Origin of the sequence: Pseudarthrobacter sp. BIM B-2242, assembly GCF_014764445.1 — a bacterium.
GTDB lineage: Bacteria > Actinomycetota > Actinomycetes > Actinomycetales > Micrococcaceae > Arthrobacter > Arthrobacter luteus_A.
The window spans coordinates 2,395,329-2,413,035 of record NZ_CP061721.1 but is presented as its reverse complement, the minus strand read 5'-3'; the positions used below and the strand labels follow the sequence as shown (position 1 = coordinate 2,413,035).

Sequence of the window (17,707 nt, the reverse complement as noted above, 5' to 3'; positions counted from 1 at the left end):
TGTGGCCGATCGACAAGATCCCAATCACGAGCTGCGGCCCGGACTTGACCTTCCCGTGCAGGGGAAGGTGCAGACTGAGGACAGCACGCAAATAGAACGATTTTGGGTGTTCACGCAAAAGTAGCTGGAGGACCAATGGCTGGTGCAGCACCGCAGGATTTTGATTTGGCCGTAATTGGTTCGGGCGGCGGAGCCTTTGCTGCCGCGATCCGTGCAACGAATCTGGGCAAGCGGGTCGTGATGATCGAGCGGTCAACAGTGGGCGGGACGTGCGTGAACACTGGCTGCGTGCCCTCAAAGGCCCTGCTGGCCGCCGCTGAAGCCCGGCACGTCGCGTTGGACGGGACTGGACGGTTCCCCGGGATCAGCACCTCGGCCGGCCCTGTGGACATGGGCGCGCTTATGGAAAGCAAGAGGGCACTGGTTGAAGGTATGCGCTCGGATAAGTACGTGGATCTGGCCGCCGATTACGGGTGGGACCTGCGCCATGGCACTGCCGTTTTCGCCGGCACCCCGGAAGAACCGACCTTGGAAATCACAGGACCTGACGGCGCCCGCGACTCCCTGACCGCTGCCCATTATCTCGTCGCAACCGGCTCGGCCCCATGGGCACCGCCGGTGCCGGGACTGGACAAGGTGGATTACCTGACCTCGACCACGGCCATGGAGCTAGACGAGGTCCCTGAGTCTCTGATCGTCTTCGGAGGCGGGTACGTGGCTTTGGAACAGGCGCAGCTTTTTGCCCGCCTCGGATCAAAAGTGACCGTATTGGCCCGCTCCCGGCTTGCCTCGCAGGAGGAACCGGAGGCCTCCCGCGCCCTGGTCAGTGTCTTCGCCGACGAGGGCATCCGGGTAGTCCGCCGCGCAGCAGTAACATCGGTCCGGGCGGACGCGGCCGGCTCCGAGGTCGTCGTCACGGCCACAGTGGCCGGGGCCCAGCAGGAGTTCCGGGCAGAGAAGCTGCTGGTGGCCACCGGCCGCCGCGCCGTGACCGACGGACTGAACCTGGATGCAGTCGGGGTTAAGACCGGTGACACCGGCCAGATCCTGGTCGAGAAAACCCTGGCCAGCTCCAACCCCAGGATCTGGGCGGCCGGGGACGTGACGGGGCACCGGGAATTCGTCTACGTTGCGTCCGCGCACGGGACCTTGATGGCGGAGAACGCCTTTCGAAATGCCGGCCGCGAGGTCGACTACCGGCACCTGCCTCGCGTCACGTTCACCAGCCCGGCCCTGGCCGCGGTAGGTATGACCGACAGGGAAGCCAACGAGGCGGGCATCCGATGCGAGTGCCGGGTGCTGTCGTTAGAGTACGTGCCACGGGCACTGGTGAACCGGGATACCCGCGGCTTCATCAAAATCGTCGCTGAAAGCAGCACCGGGCGCATCCTTGGAATCACAGCGGTCGGCAAGGAAGCCGGAGACCTCGCCGCCGCCGGGGTGTACATCCTCGAGGCCGGCATGACGGTAGACCAGGTAGCGAACCTTTGGTCTCCGTACCTGACCATGGCCGAAGGCATCAAAATCGCCGCGCAATCCTTCACGACCGACGTCTCCAAACTGTCCTGCTGCGCCTCGTAAGGCGCGGTACTCTTCCGTTCGGGTGCCGTGACCGGCAAGTAAACGAGCAAGGGGCGAACTGGAGGGAACATGGAACCGACCAAGGAAGACATCCTGACCGAATACCGGCGGGCACGAGCCGACCTTGATGCGTTGCTGTCGGGCGCCACAGCCGCCGAGCTTGGCCGCAAGAGCAACGGCACCAAGTGGACAAATGAGGAACTACTCTTCCACATGGTCTTCGGCTACATGGTCGTCCGCGCACTGCTCCCGCTAGTCCACCTCATCAGTCGACTGCCAAGTGGCGCCGGCAGTGCCTTCGCTTCACTCTTAAACGCGGGCACCCGCCCCTTTCACATCGTGAATTACTGGGGCTCCCGGGCTGCAGCCCTGTACTTCAACAACCGACGGATGTCCGCGAGACTGGACAAGACCATCCGCGCCATCACACGCAGGATGGACCGCTGAGCACTCTGCCTCGTTTGCCTGCTCGAGAAGATCGCCCCGGTGCAGACCAGTAACCGGTGAGTAAGGCAAAATCACGGCAAAGAGTTTTCCGCTGGGTGGTGTCTGCAAGCCTTCGGTATTTGGCTGGGCAGTCAAGCCTCCGTTGACTCGCTCCGGGCGGTGCGCCGGGTTGCGAAACGAGCCTCATGGATGCCCAGCCCGGCGGCCGGGTCTCCCCGCTCCTATGCGTTGGCGCCCTTGGCTGGCCGGGTCTGAGCCTGTTGTTTGTTCAGGACTTTTTGTCCGTGCCGGGTCAGTCCGCGAGGTTTGTAGACGGACAGGATACTTGTGATGAGCAGTGCCAGTATCGCCGCTCCGGCGTCGGCGACGAGTTGGATCCTCATTCCGTTCATGTCTGAGGGCCCGAGGTCTGCTGCCAGGGCCATTTTGGCCATTGCGGTGACCGGTTGCAGATGTACGAGCAACAGGGCCGTGGCCAGGGCGGTGATGATGAGTTTGATCAGGACCCAGTAGTGCCGGAACAGGCCCCACACGGTGCCAAGGCCCTGGACGATGCCGGAGATCAGGGAGGCCAGGCTGAGCGGGAAGATGATCATCCAGCCGATGAGGTTCATTCCCGTGTAGGCCGCACGGACCAGCTGCGGGTCCGCGGACGTCAGGCCGGCGATTGCCAGGACCAGGAACGCGGCGATGGCGCCGAGCCAGCCCACGGAGGAGAGGATGTGGACGGTCAGGGCTGCCTTGCGCACCGCGGGGGGCATGAGTTTCATGGTGTGTGGTTCATGACCGTTCCGCCGCTGAGGTGTATGACCACAATGGCGACCACCAGCACGGCAGCAGCGACCAGAAATCCCTTCACCCACCGCGGCGTCTTGTGCCGTGGGGTTTCTCTGCTCTCAGTGCCTGAATCGGGGTTGGGCGCGGGGTGTGTCATGATGATCCTTCGATAAGTTTTGTAAAACAGTATGTATCGGAACCGCCATTGTGTCTAATGGGTGTCAGGTTGTAGCATTCGGGTATGCCAAGGCTTTGGAATGAGACGATCGAGACCCACAGGGACGCTGTGCGTGGTGCCGTTCTTGACGCCGCTGCGCGCCTTTTTGCCGGTTACGGCACGTTGGGGGTCACGATGTCTGCGATCGCCCAGGAGGCGGGTATCGGCCGGGCGACCCTTTACAAGTACTTCCCGGACGTGGAGTCCATCCTGCTGGCCTGGCATGAGCGCCAGATGCAGGCGCATCTGGATGAGCTGCTCCGCATCAAAGATCAGACTGCCGGCGCCGCGCAGCGGCTCGAGGCCGTTTTACGTGCCTATGCTTTCCTGTCCCGCTCGGGCCGCGATGATGCCAACGCGGCCCGCCTGCATCAGGCAGGACACGCAGGGCAGGCTCAGCAACACCTTCAGGACCTGCTCGCAGAGCTCATTGAAGAGGGGGCGGACGCGGCGGCTTTCCGCACGGACGTTGCCCCGGACGAGCTCGCGGCCTTTTGTCTGCATGCCCTTGGAGCTGCAACTGAAATGACTTCGCATGAGGCGGTGCTCAGGCTCGTCAAAGTCACCATAGGCGCCCTGCATCCCGCCCATTCTTCGGGTGCCTGAGGTGAAGGCCCGCGCTGTGGCGGGCCTTCACGATGATGGTTCAGCGGCTGATCAAGGCTCTTAGTCAGCCGAGGGACTTGAGGAGTTCATTGCAGGCGGCCTCGCAGCGCCGGCACGCCTCGGCGCAGATCCTGCAGTGCTCGTGCATGCCGGAGTGCTGTTCGCATTCATCACCGCAGGCTTTGCATACGGTGGCGCAGGCCTGGAGAACGGCGCGGGTGATGTTGGCGTCGTAGCCGGTATGGCGGGAGAGAATGTTGCCTGTTGTGGTGCATATGTCGGCGCAGTCCAGGTCGGTGCGGATGCATTTGGTCAGTTCGGCCACCATGTCCTCGCTCAGACATGCATCAGCGCAGGCTGTACAGGCTTGTGCGCAGTCAAAACAGGCCGCGATGCATTCGGCCAGCTTGTGCGGGTCGATGCCGCCAAGGTCCTTGGGGTAGGCGTCGAGCAGTTTGTGAGTGGTTCCGTGCGTCATTGTGTACTCTCTTCCAAAGGTTTGAGTAGCTGATAATGTTCCGGCCGCGCATGAATTTGTTTGTGCGGGGGGTCCGGGCCTGGGTTCCTGTGCGCCTCCTTTCCACTCCTCCTTGTGCTGTTATGCGCCAGTATGGCTGTCCTTTTGCTGGTAGTAACGCTCCTTCCAGTCCGGGAGCCGGCTTTGCCTATGGACCTTTAGTGCCCGTTCTTTTGCCCGGTAGGAGGTGAGTGCTGCGCGGGGACGTCCGGCGGCTTTGAACAGGTCAGCCGCCCACTCGAACTCGGCTGCGGCAGCGAGGTGAAGGCCTTCATCAAAAAGCCGTCGCCCGATCTGATGGCGGACCTGGGCTTCCCTGAATGTCGTGCGTGCAGCGCGCAGGGCACGTTCCTGCACTTGGGCCGCGTCCCGCCAGCGGTACAGCCGCTGATAGGCGTAGGCCAGCACGAGCAGGGCCCGGAACGGGTCCTCGGAGGCGGCCAGCAGTTGTTCAGCTTCGCTGACCGCTTCTTCACCACGTCCCAGCAGGGATAGAACCCACACGCGTTCCAGGTCGGTGCACTCTTCCAGCCGGGCTTCGACTGCATCCCGGTCCACCACAACGTCCCGCAGCGTCCCAGGGTCCACGAACCAGATCCTCTCCTGGTGCTCCATCACTGGGCCGCCTATACTGCCGTGGCCATCAGCTGCAGACTTCGGGTGTGGTCATCTGACAGCGTCGGGGGCCTGGAACACCACACCGCCGTCCGTGGAGACGAGAATCCCTTCGGTGGTGGCGGCCCAGATTGTTGGTTTGTCGCCCGTCTTTTTCACGGCGGTGATCGCCTGGACCTCCCCGTCGATCCGGCCTGTCTGGGTCCAGGTACTGCCGGTGTCTGCTGAGTATTGGACTGAACCGTCGGGTTCGATGCCGATGACTTCGGTGCCGCCGGCGAACGCGACGAATTGGATGATGGGGGCTGCCTCGTTCAGTTCCCAGGTTTTCCCGCCGTCGGTGGAGCGCTGGAGCCCGTCGCGGGTGGTGGCCAGAACGGTGTCGGTTTCCGGGTTTCCGGCCAGGACAGCTGGGACGAACTCGGCGGTGGCAGGGGACCAGGTTTTTCCGTCCGGGCTGGTCAGCAGTGTTCCGTCGTGGGCGACGATTCCGGATTTGGTGACCGCGAGGGCGTGGAAGTCCGATTCGCCTTGGCGGGAGAGCTGCTCCCAGCTTTTGCCGCCGTCCACGGATTTGACCAGGCCCATGGGGTTGGGCAGGCCCGAGCCGGGGCCAGGGTGTCCGGAAGCATAGAACACGCCCTGGTCAGCTGCTGTCGTAAAGCCCATCAGGTCGTTGGTGTCTCCGATCTTTGTGGCGGGGGACTTGGTGAGGTCGAACAAGCCGTCATGGGTAGCAAGCAGGACCTGATCTGTTGTGGGATTCACGCTCAGGCCGTGGACGTGCGAGCTGGGAAGGCCAGCCGCGGCAGTAGTAGATGCGGTGCCGGTTGTTGTGCCGGAGGCACAGGCGGACAGGGTCAGCAGGAGGGCGGCGGCCGCGGTGAATCCAGCGGCGGGACGGCCTCGGTTTATAAGGTGCAGGGGCACGGGAACTCCAGAGTGGTCCGGGAAATGGGTTTGGGGGAGGCGCCGGCCCCGCAGGGAACGGGGCCGGTGCCGGGTGGTGTGCTCGCTAGAGGGTGGCCAGCAGGTCTTTCATTTCCTGGATTTCGGCTTCCTGGTCACTGACGATGTCCTTGCTGAGCTGGACCGCGTCAGCGTTCTTTCCGTCGGTGGTTTCGGTCCTGGCCATCATTACCGCGCCTTCGTGGTGGGCGATCATCTGGGTCAGGAACAGCTTTGCTGCCTCGGTGCCCTGCGCGGCCTCAAGCTTGGCCATGTCCTCCTCGCCCATCATCCCGGACATGCTGTGCCCGGAAGGCATGGTGGTGGGCATCGCGGTGGGCTGTCCCCAGCTTTCAAGCCAGCCGGTCATCTTCTCGATTTCCGGTCCCTGCGCGGCCTTGATCTTGGTGGCCAGCTCCGTCACGGCGGCGGGAATGCCTTCTTTTTTGAGCATGGTCTCGCTCATCGTCACGGCCTGCGTGTGGTGCGGGATCATCATCTGCGCGAACATGGTGTCCGCGTCATTGAACTCAGCCGAAGCTGCGGCCGAGGTTGCCGACGCTGAACCCGAGGGCATCGTCGAGCCGCCGTGGTTCATGCCGGGCATGCTGCTGGTCGCCGGACTTCCGGCTTCTGTGCCAGCGGCGCAGCCGGCGAGGGCGATTGCTGCTGCGATCGCGGCAGCGGAAATGGTCAGGGTCTTCTTCATCATGAAAAATCAGGGTCCTCAAAAGTATCAGCGGCGCGTAGCGCCTGTGGGATTGCATGCAGTGACGGCCCCCGAGCGGGGGCGGCCTGTTTTATGCGTGCCGAGGTAGCTCGAAGCCGCGCCGGGAAGGACACGGCGCGTCGTGCTGGTTTACGTCCGGCTGATACAGAGGTCACCGGGAGAAGGGCTGCCCGGTGAGTAGGAATAGTTCGTGCTGGCTGCCGCCGCCGCACCAAAGTCCGGTAAGGCATAGGGCGCTGTTCCCGGCGCAGGGGCCGAAAGCGAGGTGCTTCCCGGGGACAGCACGCAGGCGTTGCCGCCGGCGGACATCTCGGGGCAGGACCCGTCAGGGGCGCAGGACGAAGACGCCCCCGCTGCCGCTTGGGCAACCACCGCCCCGTCCGTGGACATCCCCGGTGGTTGGGAGTGGCCGGCGGGAAGGCTTTCCAGGTGCACGGATGACTGGGCCGCCGGCGCCGGCATGCTGTTCGCGGCGCTCATATGGTGCGCGCCGGTGATGATGTGCATGCCGAAGATACCGGCGATGATGGCCAGGGCCGCCGTCAGGAAGCCTGCACGAAGGAAGAACGCGCTGAAGGGTCCACGAGATAATGAGTTCACAATGTTTCCTCCCTTCCGTGCAGGCTGTCCAGAGCCTTAAGCCTACCGGCATGCCGGGTCACAGCCTCTTGTTCAACGTGCCTGGGAGGGATTGAGTTTCACGCTCCGCAGCAACTGGGCGTTCAGTGCCACCACAATCGTGGACACGGATCAGCACGGCCCCTGCTGCCAGGGGAGGCCTGGGGAGGTCAGTTGCTGATGAGTGTGTAGCCGGCGGAGGTAACAGCCTCCCGCACAGCGGAGTCGTCGGCTTTGCCGCCGACAGTCAGACGGGAACGGCAGCCCGGAACAAGGTCAACAGAGGCAGACTCCACACCCTCAAGGGCGGACACGGCCTTCTGGACGGTCTGCACGCAATGCAAGCAGGCCAGGCCCTCGACTGCAAATACGGCGCCGTTGGCGCCGACATCTGTGGCGGGCGCGGAGGAAGCTTCGGTTGAGCAGCAGGAGCAGCCCGAGGCGGCTGAAACGAGAGGCCGTTCGGTACGGATTTCAGTTCCACACATGTCAGTTTCCATTCCTTGAAGACGAAGGATCGATGGTCGCTGGGGTAGAACGGCTGTGAAAGGCGGCGTGGGGCACCGGCCGGGACATACCACTTCACTGACAACACCTCGAATATACCCCCGCGCGGGGTATAGTACGCAAGCCCCTGAACCCAAGGGGTTCCGACAGGCCGTTATGCAAATGTGACAAAATGGGGCTGCTGCCTCCCGGCAGGCCCCTGCCAACTGCTCATTCGCTTTCTGCATGCCACGCTTGCTGGTCCACCCATCGGTATGCTGAAAGGCGTCGATGACGTCCTGGTACGCCAGGTAAGTGACGTCCAAAGCAGTGTGATCGTCGTGGTCGGCCCGCTGGCGTTCCAGCCAGGCGGAGCCCGGCCGGGGGCATCCTGACGGTCTCAGATCGAGAGTCGTCACAGCCGAGTGACAGTCCCAAAACCAAGGAGAAGCATCCATGAACAAGAACGAGCTGGCCCAGTTGGGCCTCGACACGGATGGCCTTACGCCTGACGCCGACTACGTCCCGAACCCCTTCACCGCCGATGACGGTGTGCAGGTCGACCTCGTGTACCGCGCGTACCTGCAGCTCGAGCAGATTAACGCGCTGGGCGGTATCAGCCTGCTCGGCGGCTCGCGCGAGCGGCTGGAGGACATTTATGGCGGACTTGAGGACGGCATGGACCTGATGACGGCGGTGGCGCGCTTTGGCGACGATGAGCAGCAGCAGCGCGCCCAGCAGCTCATCGCGGCAGGGAAGATCAGCGGCTCCTGACAGGCCTCGACGGAACCCCGACAGCCCAGGCTGTCGGGGTTCTTTCTTTTCGTCATGCCTTCCATAGCCGCTCATTATCGGTCCATGCCCCGGCTGCTGTCTCCTGGCAGACTCATGCGCCTGAACGGTCATAAGGCCGATCCTGACGTGCATGTGGTGATCGCACCGTTCTGCCTGAGATTGCAAGGATCGCAGTACCGTCGATCACGCCGTTATTCGCATTCCTCCGGGCGCGGGCAAGACCATGCTGGCGGAAAGGCTGCCCGGCCTGCTGCCGGACCTTGCCGACAACGAAGCAATGGAAGTCACCGCCATCCACTCGCTGTGCGGCCTTCCCTCGTCCGCCGTGCAACTCCTGCGTCGTCCGCCGTTTGAGAACCCTCACCATTCAGCTACGGCAGCCGCCATCATCGGCGGTGGATCAGGACTGCCGCGCCCCGGTGCCGCATCGCGGGCGCACAGGGGTGTCCTGTTCCTTGACGAAGCGCCCGAATACGAACGCCGTGTCCTGGACGCGTTGAGGCAACCGCTGGAAAGCGGAGAACTCGTGATCCACCGTTCCGCGGGGACGGCCGCTTATCCTGCCCGCTTCCAGCTGGTCCTTGCCGCCAACCCGTGTCCCTGCGGCAAAGCGTCAGGCAAGGGCCTTGAGTGCACGTGTACGCCAATGATGCGCCGGCGGTATGTGGCCAGGATGTCCGGCCCGCTTCTTGACCGTGTGGATATCCAGTTGCAGGTGGAACGGGTCTCGCTGGCCGACTTCGGCCAGGCGGGGGCGGAAGAGAACACTGCTGCCGTGGCCGCACGGGTATGCGATGCCCGGACCCGGCAGGCGGAACGGCTGCGGCCGCTGGGGCTGGAAACCAATTCACAGGTGCCCGGCCGGATCTTGCGCGGGGCTTTGCGCCTGCCGGCCACGGCCACACGGATCCTGGACCACTCCCTGGAACGGGGTGTGCTGACAGCCAGGGGCTACGACAGGGTCCTGCGGCTCGCCTGGACACTGGCGGACCTGTCACAACGGGACACCCCGGACACTAATGACATCGGCCAGGCCCTGGGCCTGCGGCAGGCTGCCTCGGCGGCGGCGTGAAGGACGGTACAAATGGATAACGAACGGATCGCCCGGGCCGCGCTGTCGCGGCTCATGGAACCCCAGGACGCCGCCGGACTGGCGCTTGTGCAGGCAACAGGCGCCCGGGACGCCCTGCAGATCGCCACGGGCAAGGCTGCTGCCGGACCGGCGCTGGAACAGGAAATCACCGGCATTCTGGCGGACAATGGCGCCGCTACCAGCTGGGGCGGAATGGCGGCAGCCCTCAAACGCTGGGCACCGCGCATCCCGGATCTGGAACCTGAGCGCGACCTTGCCACCATGGCGCGGCTCGGCGGCCGGGTGATTATCCCGTCGGACGATCTCTGGCCCGGCCAGCTGGGGGACCTCGGAGTCCACGAACCCATCTGCCTCTGGTGGCGTGGCGTGGAACAGGAGTTGCCCGGCCCCTCGCGAAGCGTGGCACTGGTTGGTTCGCGCGACAGCACCAGCTACGGTGCCTCGGTCACCGGGGACCTTGCCTACTCTCTGGCCCAGCGCGGCTTCACGATTGTGTCCGGAGGGGCGTACGGCATCGACGCGCACGCGCACAGGGCGGCGTTGGCCGGGGGATCCGGAGCGGTGCCCACCATTGCTGTTATGGCCGGCGGCGTGGACCGCTTCTACCCGGCAGGAAACGAGGATCTTCTACGTGCTGTCTGCAACCAGGGGGCGGTGCTGGCCGAAGTACCGCCCGGATCGGCGCCAACACGTTACCGGTTTCTTCAACGGAACAGGCTAATCGCCGCGCTGGCGGCCGTGACCGTAGTGGTGGAAGCCCGGTGGCGTTCCGGAGCGCTGAACACTGCCCACCACGCCGAGAGCCTGGGCAGGGCGGTCGGAGCTGTGCCGGGTTCTGTGCACAGCGCAAACTCTGCCGGCTGTCATCGGCTGCTCCGTGATGGCGGTGCAGTCTGCGTGACCGACGCAGCCGAGATCGCCGAACTGGCGTCACCCAGCGGTGACGGGCTTGCTGAGCCCGGATCGGCGCGTGACAAAGTACAGGACGGCCTCACGCTGGAGGATCTGATCCTCCTCGATGCCCTGCCCCTCCGCTCCACAACGTCGGTGGACAAGCTGTGCGCTGTCGCGGGCCTCAGTGCCGACTCCGTGCGCGCAGGGCTGGGCAGGCTCGGGCTGCTGGGGCTGGCCGTCTCTGAGAGGGGCGGCTGGAAACGTGCCAAGGCCTCCGGATAGATTCCGGAGGGTCTCCTGTGTCCCTGGCCGGATTGGCGGGAAAATTCTGGGACAGTATAGGCGTGGAGAATCAGGAACTGCCCCCGGCGTATGAGCAGGCACTCGCGGGCTTTGGCCGGTATCTTGAGGCGGAGCGTGCACGGTCTGCACACACACGGCGCGCCTACCTCTCCGACCTGCGGAGCCTCCTTGAATACGCCGTCTCAGAGGGCCTCACCGATCTGCCGGGACTGGATCTGACGACTCTCCGAGGCTGGCTGGGGGCACAGAGCCAGGCCGGGATGTCCCGGTCCACCCTGGCCCGGCGATCGGCCACTGCACGGTCCTTCACCACGTGGGCGCTGCGGGAAGAAATCATCACGGTGGACCCCGCCCTCCGGTTGAGGGCGCCCAAAGCAGAAAAATCACTGCCCGGGGTTCTGCAGTCCCAACAGCTTGTACGGCTGTTGACCGGCCTTGAGCAAGCCGCCGCCGAAGGCTCGCCGATTCCGGTGCGCAACCGCGCCATAGTGGAAGTCCTCTACGCAACCGGGCTGCGCGTGGGGGAGTTGGCGGGCCTGGATGTGGACGACCTCAACCCGGACCGCCGCACCCTGCGCGTGGTTGGCAAGGGCAACAAGGAGCGGACCGTCCCCTACGGAGTTCCGGCCGCGGTCGCTGTGGACGACTGGCTCCGCCGGGGCCGGCCGTCCCTGGCCAACGGGCACAGCGGTCCGGCGCTGTTTCTGGGCTCCCGGGGCAACCGCGTTGACCAGCGCCAGGTCCGGACGGTGGTCAAGGACCTCTTCGAGGCCTTGGGCGACACCTCCGCCACCGGCCCGCATGCTCTCAGGCACTCCGCCGCCACACATCTCCTGGATGGCGGCGCGGACCTCCGTGCGGTCCAGGAGATCCTGGGCCACAGCAGCCTGGCCACAACCCAGATCTACACGCATGTGTCGGTGGAACGGCTCCGGAAGAGCTACCAGCAGGCCCATCCGAGGGCCTGACAGCCATCACTTTTTCCCGCAGTGACGGCAAACAACGCTTCATGTCGGGTGTGGCGAATCGCACTGGCGTAATTACGCGGTGTACGGCACAATAAGAGTCACGTCCGGCAACTTTCAAGTTTCGCTTGAAGCTCTTCGCTTTGTGCGTCACAGCAAGTCTGGACTTAGTTTAATAATCAGTAAAGGAACACCGCCGCTGGACAGACAGCACGGGCAGTTTCATCCAGGCAGAGGTCGTTGGGGAAGACGTACCTACAGCTATGGAGGATGGAATGTCTGTTGCAATGACCCGCGGTGTGCTGTTCGTTCACTCGGCCCCTACGGCACTGTGCCCGCATGTCGAGTGGGCCATTGGATCCGTCGTGGATAAGCGAACGGATCTTGAGTGGACCCCTCAACCTGCCGCGCCCGGAATGTTCCGTGCTGAGCTCTCCTGGACGGGGGCCCCGGGGACCGGTTCCCTGCTGGCATCCTCCCTCCGTGGCTGGGCTCATCTGCGCTACGAGGTCACGGAGGAACCGAGCCAGGGCGTCGACGGCGGCCGCTGGTCCCATACCCCTGAACTCGGAATCTTCCATGCCACCACGGACGTTCACGGCAACATCATGGTCTCAGAGGACAGGATCCGCTACGCCTATGAATCAGGCGCTGGCGACCCTTCTGCCGTGTACCACGAACTTTCCCTTGCGCTCGGTGAGGCCTGGGACGAGGAACTTGAGCCGTTCCGCCACGCAGCCGAGGGTGCCCCGGTCCGCTGGCTGCACCAGGTCGGCTGACCGCCGTCCAGTCACTCCGCCAGTAACGCCACGGCGGACGCGGTCCCCTGCACCGAAGCGGTAAGCACCACGGCAGAGAATTACCATGTTCCATAGCAAAAGGAGGCCCCGCGCCTGTGCAGTGCACAGGCGCGGGGCCTCCTTCCGCATCAGCGGAAACCGGGGTTAGACGCTGCGGATGGCGATGACGGCGTTGTGGCCGCCAAAGCCGAAGGAGTTGCTGAGCGCGACAATGTCGCCGGCGGGCAGTTCGCGCGGCGTCTTAGTGACAACGTCCAGGGGGATCTCGGGATCCTGGTTCTCGAGGTTGATGGTCACCGGAGCCTTTCGTTCGTAGACGGCCAGCACCGTGAGTACTGCTTCGACGGCGCCCGAAGCGCCCAGGAGGTGGCCCATCTGCGACTTGGTGGCGGAGACCGCAACGTTGTCGATGTGGTTGCCCAGGGCGGCACGGAGCGCCGTGTACTCGGGCTTGTCACCGACCGGGGTGGAGGTGGCGTGCGCGTTGACGTGGACCACGTCTTCGGCCTGGATGCGGCCGTCGAACATGGCTGCCTTCAGGGCACGGGTGGCACCGAGGCCCTGGGGGTCCGGAGCCGTGATGTGGTAGGCATCCGCAGTCACGGACGTGCCGGCAAGTTCACCGTAGATGCGCGCGCCCCGGGCGAGGGCGTGTTCCTCGGCCTCCAGGACCAGCGCACCGGCGCCTTCGCCCATCACGAAGCCGTCGCGTCCCATGTCGTAGGGGCGTGAGGCGCCTTGGGGATCGTCATTGCGGCGGGAGAGTGCCTGCATGGAGGCGAATGCTGCGAGGGGCATGGGGTGGATGGCCGCCTCTGCGCCGCCGCACATGACCACGTCGGCCTTGCCGGAACGGATCAGATCCAGGCCCAGGTGAAGGGCCTCGGTGCCGGAAGCGCAAGCGGAAACAGGCGTGTGGGCACCGGCGCGGGCACCCAGGTCGAGGCTGACGGCCGCGGCGACGCCGTTGGGCATCAGCATGGGCACGGTCATGGGGAGGACGCGGCGGGGGCCCTTTTCCTTGAGGGTGTCCCAGGCGTCCAGCAGGGTCCAGACACCGCCGATGCCGGTGGCGAAGGCCACGGCGAGGCGGTCGGGGTCAATTTCCGTGATGCCGGAATCGGCCCATGCCTCGCGGGAAGCCACAACACCGAACTGCGTGGAGGGGTCCATCCGCTTGGCCTCAACGCGGCTCAGCACATCCAGGGCCGGCACAGTGCAACGTGCGGCGAAGTGGACGGGCAGTTCGTACTTGGCGACCCAGTCGTCCTCCAGGGTGCGTGCACCGGAGACGCCCTTCAGCGCGTTGCTCCACATGGTTGGTACGTCGCCGCCGATGGGCGTGGTGGCACCCAGACCGGTAATGACTACTTTGCGTGTCATTGGATCACTCTCTGTCGCTGGGCAGGCCGTGTCCGGTAACTCCGGCGGGGTCCCGCATGTTGGGCAAATGGCTGCCCGGAAAAATGTGGTGGACTGCCGGCCGCAGAAAAGCAGGCCGGCAGTCCTGTCAACCGTAAGTGGCTGAAGACTTGGCTAGGCCTGTGCGCCGGCGATGAAGCTGACAGCGTCGCCCACGGTCTTGAGGTTCTTGACCTCTTCGTCCGGGATACGCACGCCGAACTTTTCTTCGGCGTTGACCACAATGGTCATCATGGAGATGGAGTCGATGTCCAGGTCCTCGGTGAAGGACTTGTCCAGCTCCACAGCCTCGGGGGCGAGGCCGGTTTCTTCGTTGACGATTTCGGCCAAACCGGCCAGGATCTCTTCGTTGCTAGCCATTGACGGCTCCTTTTCTTGTTATTGCCGGCAGGAAGTGCCGGAAACGGTTCAGCCCGCGGGTGCGGACTGTATGGGACGTTCCTAAGGAAGGACGATAACCTGGGCGCCGAAGACCAGGCCGGCGCCGAAGCCGATCTGGAGGGCGAGGCCGCCGCTGAGCTCAGGCTTTTCCTGGAGCAGGCGGTGGGTTGCCAGGGGAATGGAGGCCGCGGAGGTGTTGCCGGCGTCGGCGATGTCTCGGGCCACGGTGACGGACTCGGGCAGCTTGAGCTTCTTCACCATCTCGTCGATGATGCGCATGTTGGCCTGGTGCGGGATGAACGCGACCAGGTCTTCCGCCTTGACGCCGGCGGCCTCAAGGGCCTGCTCGGCCATTTTGGCCATTTCCCAGACCGCCCAGCGGAAGACCGTCTGTCCGTCCTGGCGAAGTGTGGGGTACAGCTCCTGCGCTTCTTCCAGGAGGGCGAAGTCGCCGGACTCATCCGACTGACGGGCAGCCATGCTCAGGTCGCGGACGTCCAGTATGGAACGCGTCATACCGATGGCGTCCCATTTGCTTCCGTCCGAACCCCACACTGAGGGGCCGATGCCGGGGGTGTCGGAGGGGCCGATGACAACGGCGCCTGCGCCGTCACCCAGGAGGAAGGAGATGGTGCGTTCCCGGTTGTCGATGACATCCGAAAGCTTTTCCGCCCCGACCACAAGGACATAGGTGGCGGTACCGGAACGGACCAGGGCATCAGCCTGGGCGATCCCGTAGCAGTAACCGGCACACGCGGCCGAGATGTCGAAGGCGGGGGCCGGCGTCGCACCGATGCGATCAGCCAGGGCGGCAGCAGCCGACGGCGTGGCATACGGGTGAGTCACCGTGGAAACGATCACGGCACCGAGCTGTGAGGCTTCGATGCCTGCCTTCTGCAGGGCCTCCCGGGCTGCGCCTTCGGCCATGTCGATGACGCTGACATCGGCGGCGGCGCGGTGGCGGGTGATGATGCCGGTCCGCTGGCGGATCCATTCGTCCGAGGAGTCAATCCATTGGCAGACGTCCTCGTTGGTGACGATGACATCCGGCCGGAACGCGCCCAGGCCGAGGATGCGGCTGTACTGGTTGACCGGAAGCTGGTTCAGCGTGGGAACGCTCATGCATTTCCCTCCAATTCTGCGAAGAGTGCCAGTGCGGCCGTGAGGTCGTCCGGGGTTTTGACTGCAACTGTTTTGACGCCGGGCATGCCGCGCTTCGCCAGCCCGGCCAGTGTGCCTGCGGGCGCCAGTTCAATCACACCGGTGACGCCGCGCTGTACGAGGGTTTCCATGCACAGATCCCAGCGGACCGGCCTGGAGACCTGGGCGATGAGGCTCTCGACGGCGGCATCGCCGTCAGTCACTTCGCGGCCGTCGAAATTGGACAGCAAGGGCACCAGCGGCTTCTGCGGCTTGAGGTGCGGCTTCAGCGCCTCAAGCGCGCTGACTGCGGGCTGCATGTGCGAAGTATGGAAAGCTCCGGCCACCTTCAGGGGGATGACGCGTGCCTTGGCAGGAGGGTTCTCCGCAAGGGACTTGAGTTGTTCAAAGGTGCCCGCGGCTACGGTCTGGCCGGCGCCGTTGACGTTGGCGGGAGTTGCACCCGCGGCCTCAATGGCGGCCAGGACCTCGGCCGGGTCCCCTCCTACCACGGCACTCATGCCGGTGGGCGTCACGGCTGCGGCTGCAGCCATGCCGTTGGCCCGTTCACGGACGAACGTCATGGCCTCATTCTCGGTGAGCACACCGGCCAGGGCGGCGGCGGTGATCTCACCCACCGAGTGGCCGGCAAGGATCACGGGAAGTGAGCCTAGTTCGACGTCGAAGAGGGACGCGGCGGCTACCAGCCCGGCGGCAACGATCAGGGGCTGCGCAACGGCGGTGTCCTTGATTGTTTCTTCATCGGAGGTGGTCCCGTGAGCAGTCAGGTCGATGCCTGCAATCTCGCTAAGGGAGGCCAGCTGGCCTGCTACCGAAGGCAGTTCCAGCCAAGGGGCCAGAAAACCCGGGGTCTGTGAGCCCTGTCCAGGGCAGACTATTGCAAGCACGTATCCAGCTTTCCAAATTACTGTGTCATCCAGCGGTGTTTCTCTGCACCAAGCTCAAGGGGTCAGATTGTAGGAAGTCTACAACCACTCAGACCTGATTCCGCGCCGGATGACGTTCGGCGGGCGCTTTTGGCGGCGCTGAAAGCCGTCCCACCACAAGGGCCGCCTGCAGCACAAACGCCTCGCGGGGAAGCAGCGGATCCCAGCCCGTAACATCGCAGACCCGCTTGAGCCGGTACCTCACGGTGTTGGCGTGGACAAACAGTTCCCGTGCCGTCGCCTCAAGGGAGTGGCCCAGTTCGAGGTAGGTTCCCAGGGTTTCCACCAGCCCGTTTGAGGCGGCAACAAGTGGGCGGTAGATGTTCTTGACCAGGGAACGCCGCGCGGCTTCGTCACCGGAAATGACGCGTTCCGGCAGCAGGTCGTCGGCGGCTACCGGCCGGGGCGCGGAAGGCCAGGCCCGCGCGGCGGTGAGGCCGGCAAAAGCAGACTGGGCCGAGCTGCTGGCTTCCAGCAGGGACCCTGCTTCCGGGCCATAGACCACCGGTCCCGGGGCGAACATTTCGCTGAGCTTCTGGTACGCGGTTTCGCGGTCCTGGACACCGCCCAGGATCAGGATCAGCCGGTCGCCCTGTATGCCCACCAGCGCGTCTTCCGCGTAGCGGCCTGCCAGCCGGCGCAGTTCGCTGACGTAACTGGCGCTCGGTTCCGATGGCGAATTCCCCACCATGACAGTGAACCGCTCCTGGGCTTTCCAACCGAGCGCTGCAATCCTGGACCGGAGGGCATCGGTGTTTTCACCGCGGAGGATGGCGTCCACGATCAACGCTTCCAGCCGGGTGTCCCACGATCCGCGCGACTCAGCTGCCCTGGCGTAGACATCCGCAGCGGCGAAGGCCACCTCACGGGAGTACCGAAGGACCGCTTCGCGCAGGGAGGGCTGGTCCGCTTCCGGCGCGATGACCGGCACCTGGTCTTCCACCACCTCCACCACGATCCGGATGAGCTGAAGGGCCTTCTGCAGGCTGATGGACCGGGTCAGTTCTGTGGGGGCAGTCCCGAAGACGTCGGTGAGGATCCACGACGGCGAGCTGGGACGCTCGTACCAGGTGACAAACGCTGCGATGCCGTTCTGTGCCACCATGCCCAGGGCCGAGCGCTCTTCCGAGCTGAGCCGGGAGTACCAGGGGAGCGACTTCTCCAGCTGGCGAAGCGTGGTGGTGGACAGCTGGCCAACACTTGCCCGGAGCTTCTTCAGGGTTTCGGATTTCTCCGGAGTGGTGCTGCGCGAGGTTGGCTTGCGCTTCGCAGTAGGGGTGGTGGGCTCAGGCATCTTCTGAGCATACGGTGCCCGCCGCCCAAGCTCCATTTGTGCAAAGGCTACAACGCGGGTGGAGCCGCGTCACAGCCCGGCGCTGCGCGGGGGAAGCCGGCAGACGACGACGGCGGCCCTCACCTTCGGGT

At 64.7% G+C, this 17,707-nt stretch carries 20 protein-coding genes and 1 pseudogene; 8 read left to right on the top strand and 13 right to left on the bottom strand.

Going from position 1 to position 17,707, the window contains the following annotated elements; genetic code table 11:
• Window positions 1-135: 135 nt before the first annotated feature.
• Together merA and IDT60_RS11090 are read left to right on the top strand one after the other, a co-directional pair.
• Window positions 136-1,581 carry a mercury(II) reductase gene (gene merA, locus IDT60_RS11095; RefSeq protein WP_191079125.1) on the top strand — a complete coding sequence of 482 codons (1,446 nt, stop codon included), beginning with the start codon at window positions 136-138 and terminating at the stop codon, window positions 1,579-1,581.
• Between the two features lie 69 nt (window positions 1,582-1,650).
• A complete protein-coding gene (locus IDT60_RS11090; RefSeq protein ID WP_191079124.1) occupies window positions 1,651-2,028 on the top strand; it encodes a DinB family protein in 378 nt (125 codons plus the stop codon).
• A gap of 221 nt (window positions 2,029-2,249) precedes the next feature.
• On the opposite strand, the gene IDT60_RS11085 is transcribed toward IDT60_RS11090, so the two are convergent.
• Window positions 2,250-2,798 carry a DUF2269 domain-containing protein gene (locus IDT60_RS11085; RefSeq protein ID WP_223883688.1) on the bottom strand — a complete coding sequence of 183 codons (549 nt, stop codon included), beginning with the start codon at window positions 2,796-2,798 and terminating at the stop codon, window positions 2,250-2,252.
• Window positions 2,795-2,962 carry a hypothetical protein gene (locus IDT60_RS11080; RefSeq protein ID WP_191079123.1) on the bottom strand — a complete coding sequence of 56 codons (168 nt, stop codon included), beginning with the start codon at window positions 2,960-2,962 and terminating at the stop codon, window positions 2,795-2,797. Before IDT60_RS11080 ends, IDT60_RS11085 begins: the two co-directional genes overlap by 4 nt.
• 84 nt (window positions 2,963-3,046) lie before the next feature.
• Here IDT60_RS11080 and IDT60_RS11075 point away from each other — a divergent pair, with 84 nt between their 5' ends.
• Complete coding sequence (locus tag IDT60_RS11075) at window positions 3,047-3,628, top strand: TetR/AcrR family transcriptional regulator (RefSeq protein ID WP_191079122.1); 582 nt, start codon at window positions 3,047-3,049, stop codon at window positions 3,626-3,628.
• Between the two features lie 64 nt (window positions 3,629-3,692).
• Here IDT60_RS11075 and IDT60_RS11070 read toward each other — a convergent pair whose 3' ends face one another.
• The 6 genes from IDT60_RS11070 to IDT60_RS11045 form a co-directional block, all read right to left on the bottom strand.
• Window positions 3,693-4,106 (bottom strand): four-helix bundle copper-binding protein, encoded by a 414-nt coding sequence (locus IDT60_RS11070; RefSeq protein WP_191079121.1) that lies wholly within the window; start codon window positions 4,104-4,106, stop codon window positions 3,693-3,695.
• Between the two features lie 120 nt (window positions 4,107-4,226).
• Window positions 4,227-4,760 (bottom strand): hypothetical protein, encoded by a 534-nt coding sequence (locus IDT60_RS11065; protein WP_223883969.1) that lies wholly within the window; start codon window positions 4,758-4,760, stop codon window positions 4,227-4,229.
• A gap of 51 nt (window positions 4,761-4,811) precedes the next feature.
• The gene (locus IDT60_RS11060) at window positions 4,812-5,690 is read right to left on the bottom strand and encodes a F510_1955 family glycosylhydrolase (RefSeq protein WP_191079119.1); all 879 of its coding nucleotides are present in this window, start codon (window positions 5,688-5,690) and stop codon (window positions 4,812-4,814) included.
• 85 nt (window positions 5,691-5,775) lie between these two features.
• Window positions 5,776-6,417 carry a DUF305 domain-containing protein gene (locus IDT60_RS11055; protein WP_191081912.1) on the bottom strand — a complete coding sequence of 214 codons (642 nt, stop codon included), beginning with the start codon at window positions 6,415-6,417 and terminating at the stop codon, window positions 5,776-5,778.
• A 150-nt stretch (window positions 6,418-6,567) separates the two neighbouring features.
• Entirely contained in the window at window positions 6,568-7,038 is a 471-nt protein-coding gene (locus IDT60_RS11050) for a hypothetical protein (RefSeq protein ID WP_191079118.1), read from the bottom strand.
• A gap of 188 nt (window positions 7,039-7,226) precedes the next feature.
• Window positions 7,227-7,544: a heavy-metal-associated domain-containing protein gene (locus IDT60_RS11045; RefSeq protein ID WP_191079117.1), complete on the bottom strand. Its 318-nt coding sequence runs from the start codon at window positions 7,542-7,544 to the stop codon at window positions 7,227-7,229.
• Between the two features lie 454 nt (window positions 7,545-7,998).
• On the opposite strand from IDT60_RS11045, the gene IDT60_RS11040 reads away from it, so the two are divergent.
• The 5 genes and pseudogenes from IDT60_RS11040 (at window position 7,999) to IDT60_RS11020 (ending at window position 12,371) form a co-directional block, all read left to right on the top strand.
• Window positions 7,999-8,316 (top strand): hypothetical protein, encoded by a 318-nt coding sequence (locus IDT60_RS11040; protein ID WP_191079116.1) that lies wholly within the window; start codon window positions 7,999-8,001, stop codon window positions 8,314-8,316.
• Between the two features lie 220 nt (window positions 8,317-8,536).
• Window positions 8,537-9,409 (top strand): annotated as a pseudogene (locus IDT60_RS11035) (YifB family Mg chelatase-like AAA ATPase); the annotation flags it as partial.
• A gap of 12 nt (window positions 9,410-9,421) precedes the next feature.
• Entirely contained in the window at window positions 9,422-10,606 is a 1,185-nt protein-coding gene (gene dprA / locus IDT60_RS11030; RefSeq protein ID WP_191079115.1) for a DNA-processing protein DprA, read from the top strand.
• Window positions 10,607-10,668: 62 nt separating this feature from the next.
• On the top strand, window positions 10,669-11,595 hold the full coding sequence (locus tag IDT60_RS11025) for a tyrosine recombinase XerC (protein WP_191079114.1): 927 nt from the start codon (window positions 10,669-10,671) through the stop codon (window positions 11,593-11,595).
• Between the two features lie 272 nt (window positions 11,596-11,867).
• Window positions 11,868-12,371, top strand: a complete 504-nt coding sequence (locus IDT60_RS11020; protein ID WP_141140870.1) for a DUF3145 domain-containing protein — start codon at window positions 11,868-11,870, stop codon at window positions 12,369-12,371.
• Between the two features lie 165 nt (window positions 12,372-12,536).
• Here IDT60_RS11020 and IDT60_RS11015 read toward each other — a convergent pair whose 3' ends face one another.
• The 5 genes from IDT60_RS11015 to IDT60_RS10995 form a co-directional block, all read right to left on the bottom strand.
• Entirely contained in the window at window positions 12,537-13,775 is a 1,239-nt protein-coding gene (locus tag IDT60_RS11015; protein ID WP_191079113.1) for a beta-ketoacyl synthase, read from the bottom strand.
• 153 nt (window positions 13,776-13,928) lie between these two features.
• Window positions 13,929-14,174 (bottom strand): acyl carrier protein, encoded by a 246-nt coding sequence (locus IDT60_RS11010; protein ID WP_009359314.1) that lies wholly within the window; start codon window positions 14,172-14,174, stop codon window positions 13,929-13,931.
• An 81-nt stretch (window positions 14,175-14,255) separates the two neighbouring features.
• Entirely contained in the window at window positions 14,256-15,317 is a 1,062-nt protein-coding gene (locus IDT60_RS11005; protein WP_191079112.1) for a beta-ketoacyl-ACP synthase III, read from the bottom strand.
• Window positions 15,314-16,243 carry an ACP S-malonyltransferase gene (locus tag IDT60_RS11000; RefSeq protein ID WP_191079111.1) on the bottom strand — a complete coding sequence of 310 codons (930 nt, stop codon included), beginning with the start codon at window positions 16,241-16,243 and terminating at the stop codon, window positions 15,314-15,316. The genes IDT60_RS11005 and IDT60_RS11000 overlap by 4 nt, the downstream gene beginning before the upstream one ends.
• A gap of 88 nt (window positions 16,244-16,331) precedes the next feature.
• On the bottom strand, window positions 16,332-17,576 hold the full coding sequence (locus tag IDT60_RS10995; protein ID WP_164199255.1) for a CdaR family transcriptional regulator: 1,245 nt from the start codon (window positions 17,574-17,576) through the stop codon (window positions 16,332-16,334).
• Window positions 17,577-17,707: the final 131 nt, after the last annotated feature.

Coding starts and splice junctions, on each gene's coding strand:
- merA (WP_191079125.1), top strand. CDS start 136: ATGGCTGGTGCAGCACCGCAGGATTTTGATTTGGCCGTAATTGGTTCG.
- IDT60_RS11090 (WP_191079124.1), top strand. CDS start 1,651: ATGGAACCGACCAAGGAAGACATCCTGACCGAATACCGGCGGGCACGA.
- IDT60_RS11085 (WP_223883688.1), bottom strand. CDS start 2,798: ATGAAACTCATGCCCCCCGCGGTGCGCAAGGCAGCCCTGACCGTCCAC.
- IDT60_RS11080 (WP_191079123.1), bottom strand. CDS start 2,962: ATGACACACCCCGCGCCCAACCCCGATTCAGGCACTGAGAGCAGAGAA.
- IDT60_RS11075 (WP_191079122.1), top strand. CDS start 3,047: ATGCCAAGGCTTTGGAATGAGACGATCGAGACCCACAGGGACGCTGTG.
- IDT60_RS11070 (WP_191079121.1), bottom strand. CDS start 4,106: ATGACGCACGGAACCACTCACAAACTGCTCGACGCCTACCCCAAGGAC.
- IDT60_RS11065 (WP_223883969.1), bottom strand. CDS start 4,760: ATGGAGCACCAGGAGAGGATCTGGTTCGTGGACCCTGGGACGCTGCGG.
- IDT60_RS11055 (WP_191081912.1), bottom strand. CDS start 6,417: ATGAAGAAGACCCTGACCATTTCCGCTGCCGCGATCGCAGCAGCAATC.
- IDT60_RS11045 (WP_191079117.1), bottom strand. CDS start 7,544: ATGTGTGGAACTGAAATCCGTACCGAACGGCCTCTCGTTTCAGCCGCC.
- IDT60_RS11040 (WP_191079116.1), top strand. CDS start 7,999: ATGAACAAGAACGAGCTGGCCCAGTTGGGCCTCGACACGGATGGCCTT.
- dprA (WP_191079115.1), top strand. CDS start 9,422: ATGGATAACGAACGGATCGCCCGGGCCGCGCTGTCGCGGCTCATGGAA.
- IDT60_RS11020 (WP_141140870.1), top strand. CDS start 11,868: ATGTCTGTTGCAATGACCCGCGGTGTGCTGTTCGTTCACTCGGCCCCT.
- IDT60_RS11015 (WP_191079113.1), bottom strand. CDS start 13,775: ATGACACGCAAAGTAGTCATTACCGGTCTGGGTGCCACCACGCCCATC.
- IDT60_RS11010 (WP_009359314.1), bottom strand. CDS start 14,174: ATGGCTAGCAACGAAGAGATCCTGGCCGGTTTGGCCGAAATCGTCAAC.
- IDT60_RS11005 (WP_191079112.1), bottom strand. CDS start 15,317: ATGAGCGTTCCCACGCTGAACCAGCTTCCGGTCAACCAGTACAGCCGC.
- IDT60_RS10995 (WP_164199255.1), bottom strand. CDS start 17,576: ATGCCTGAGCCCACCACCCCTACTGCGAAGCGCAAGCCAACCTCGCGC.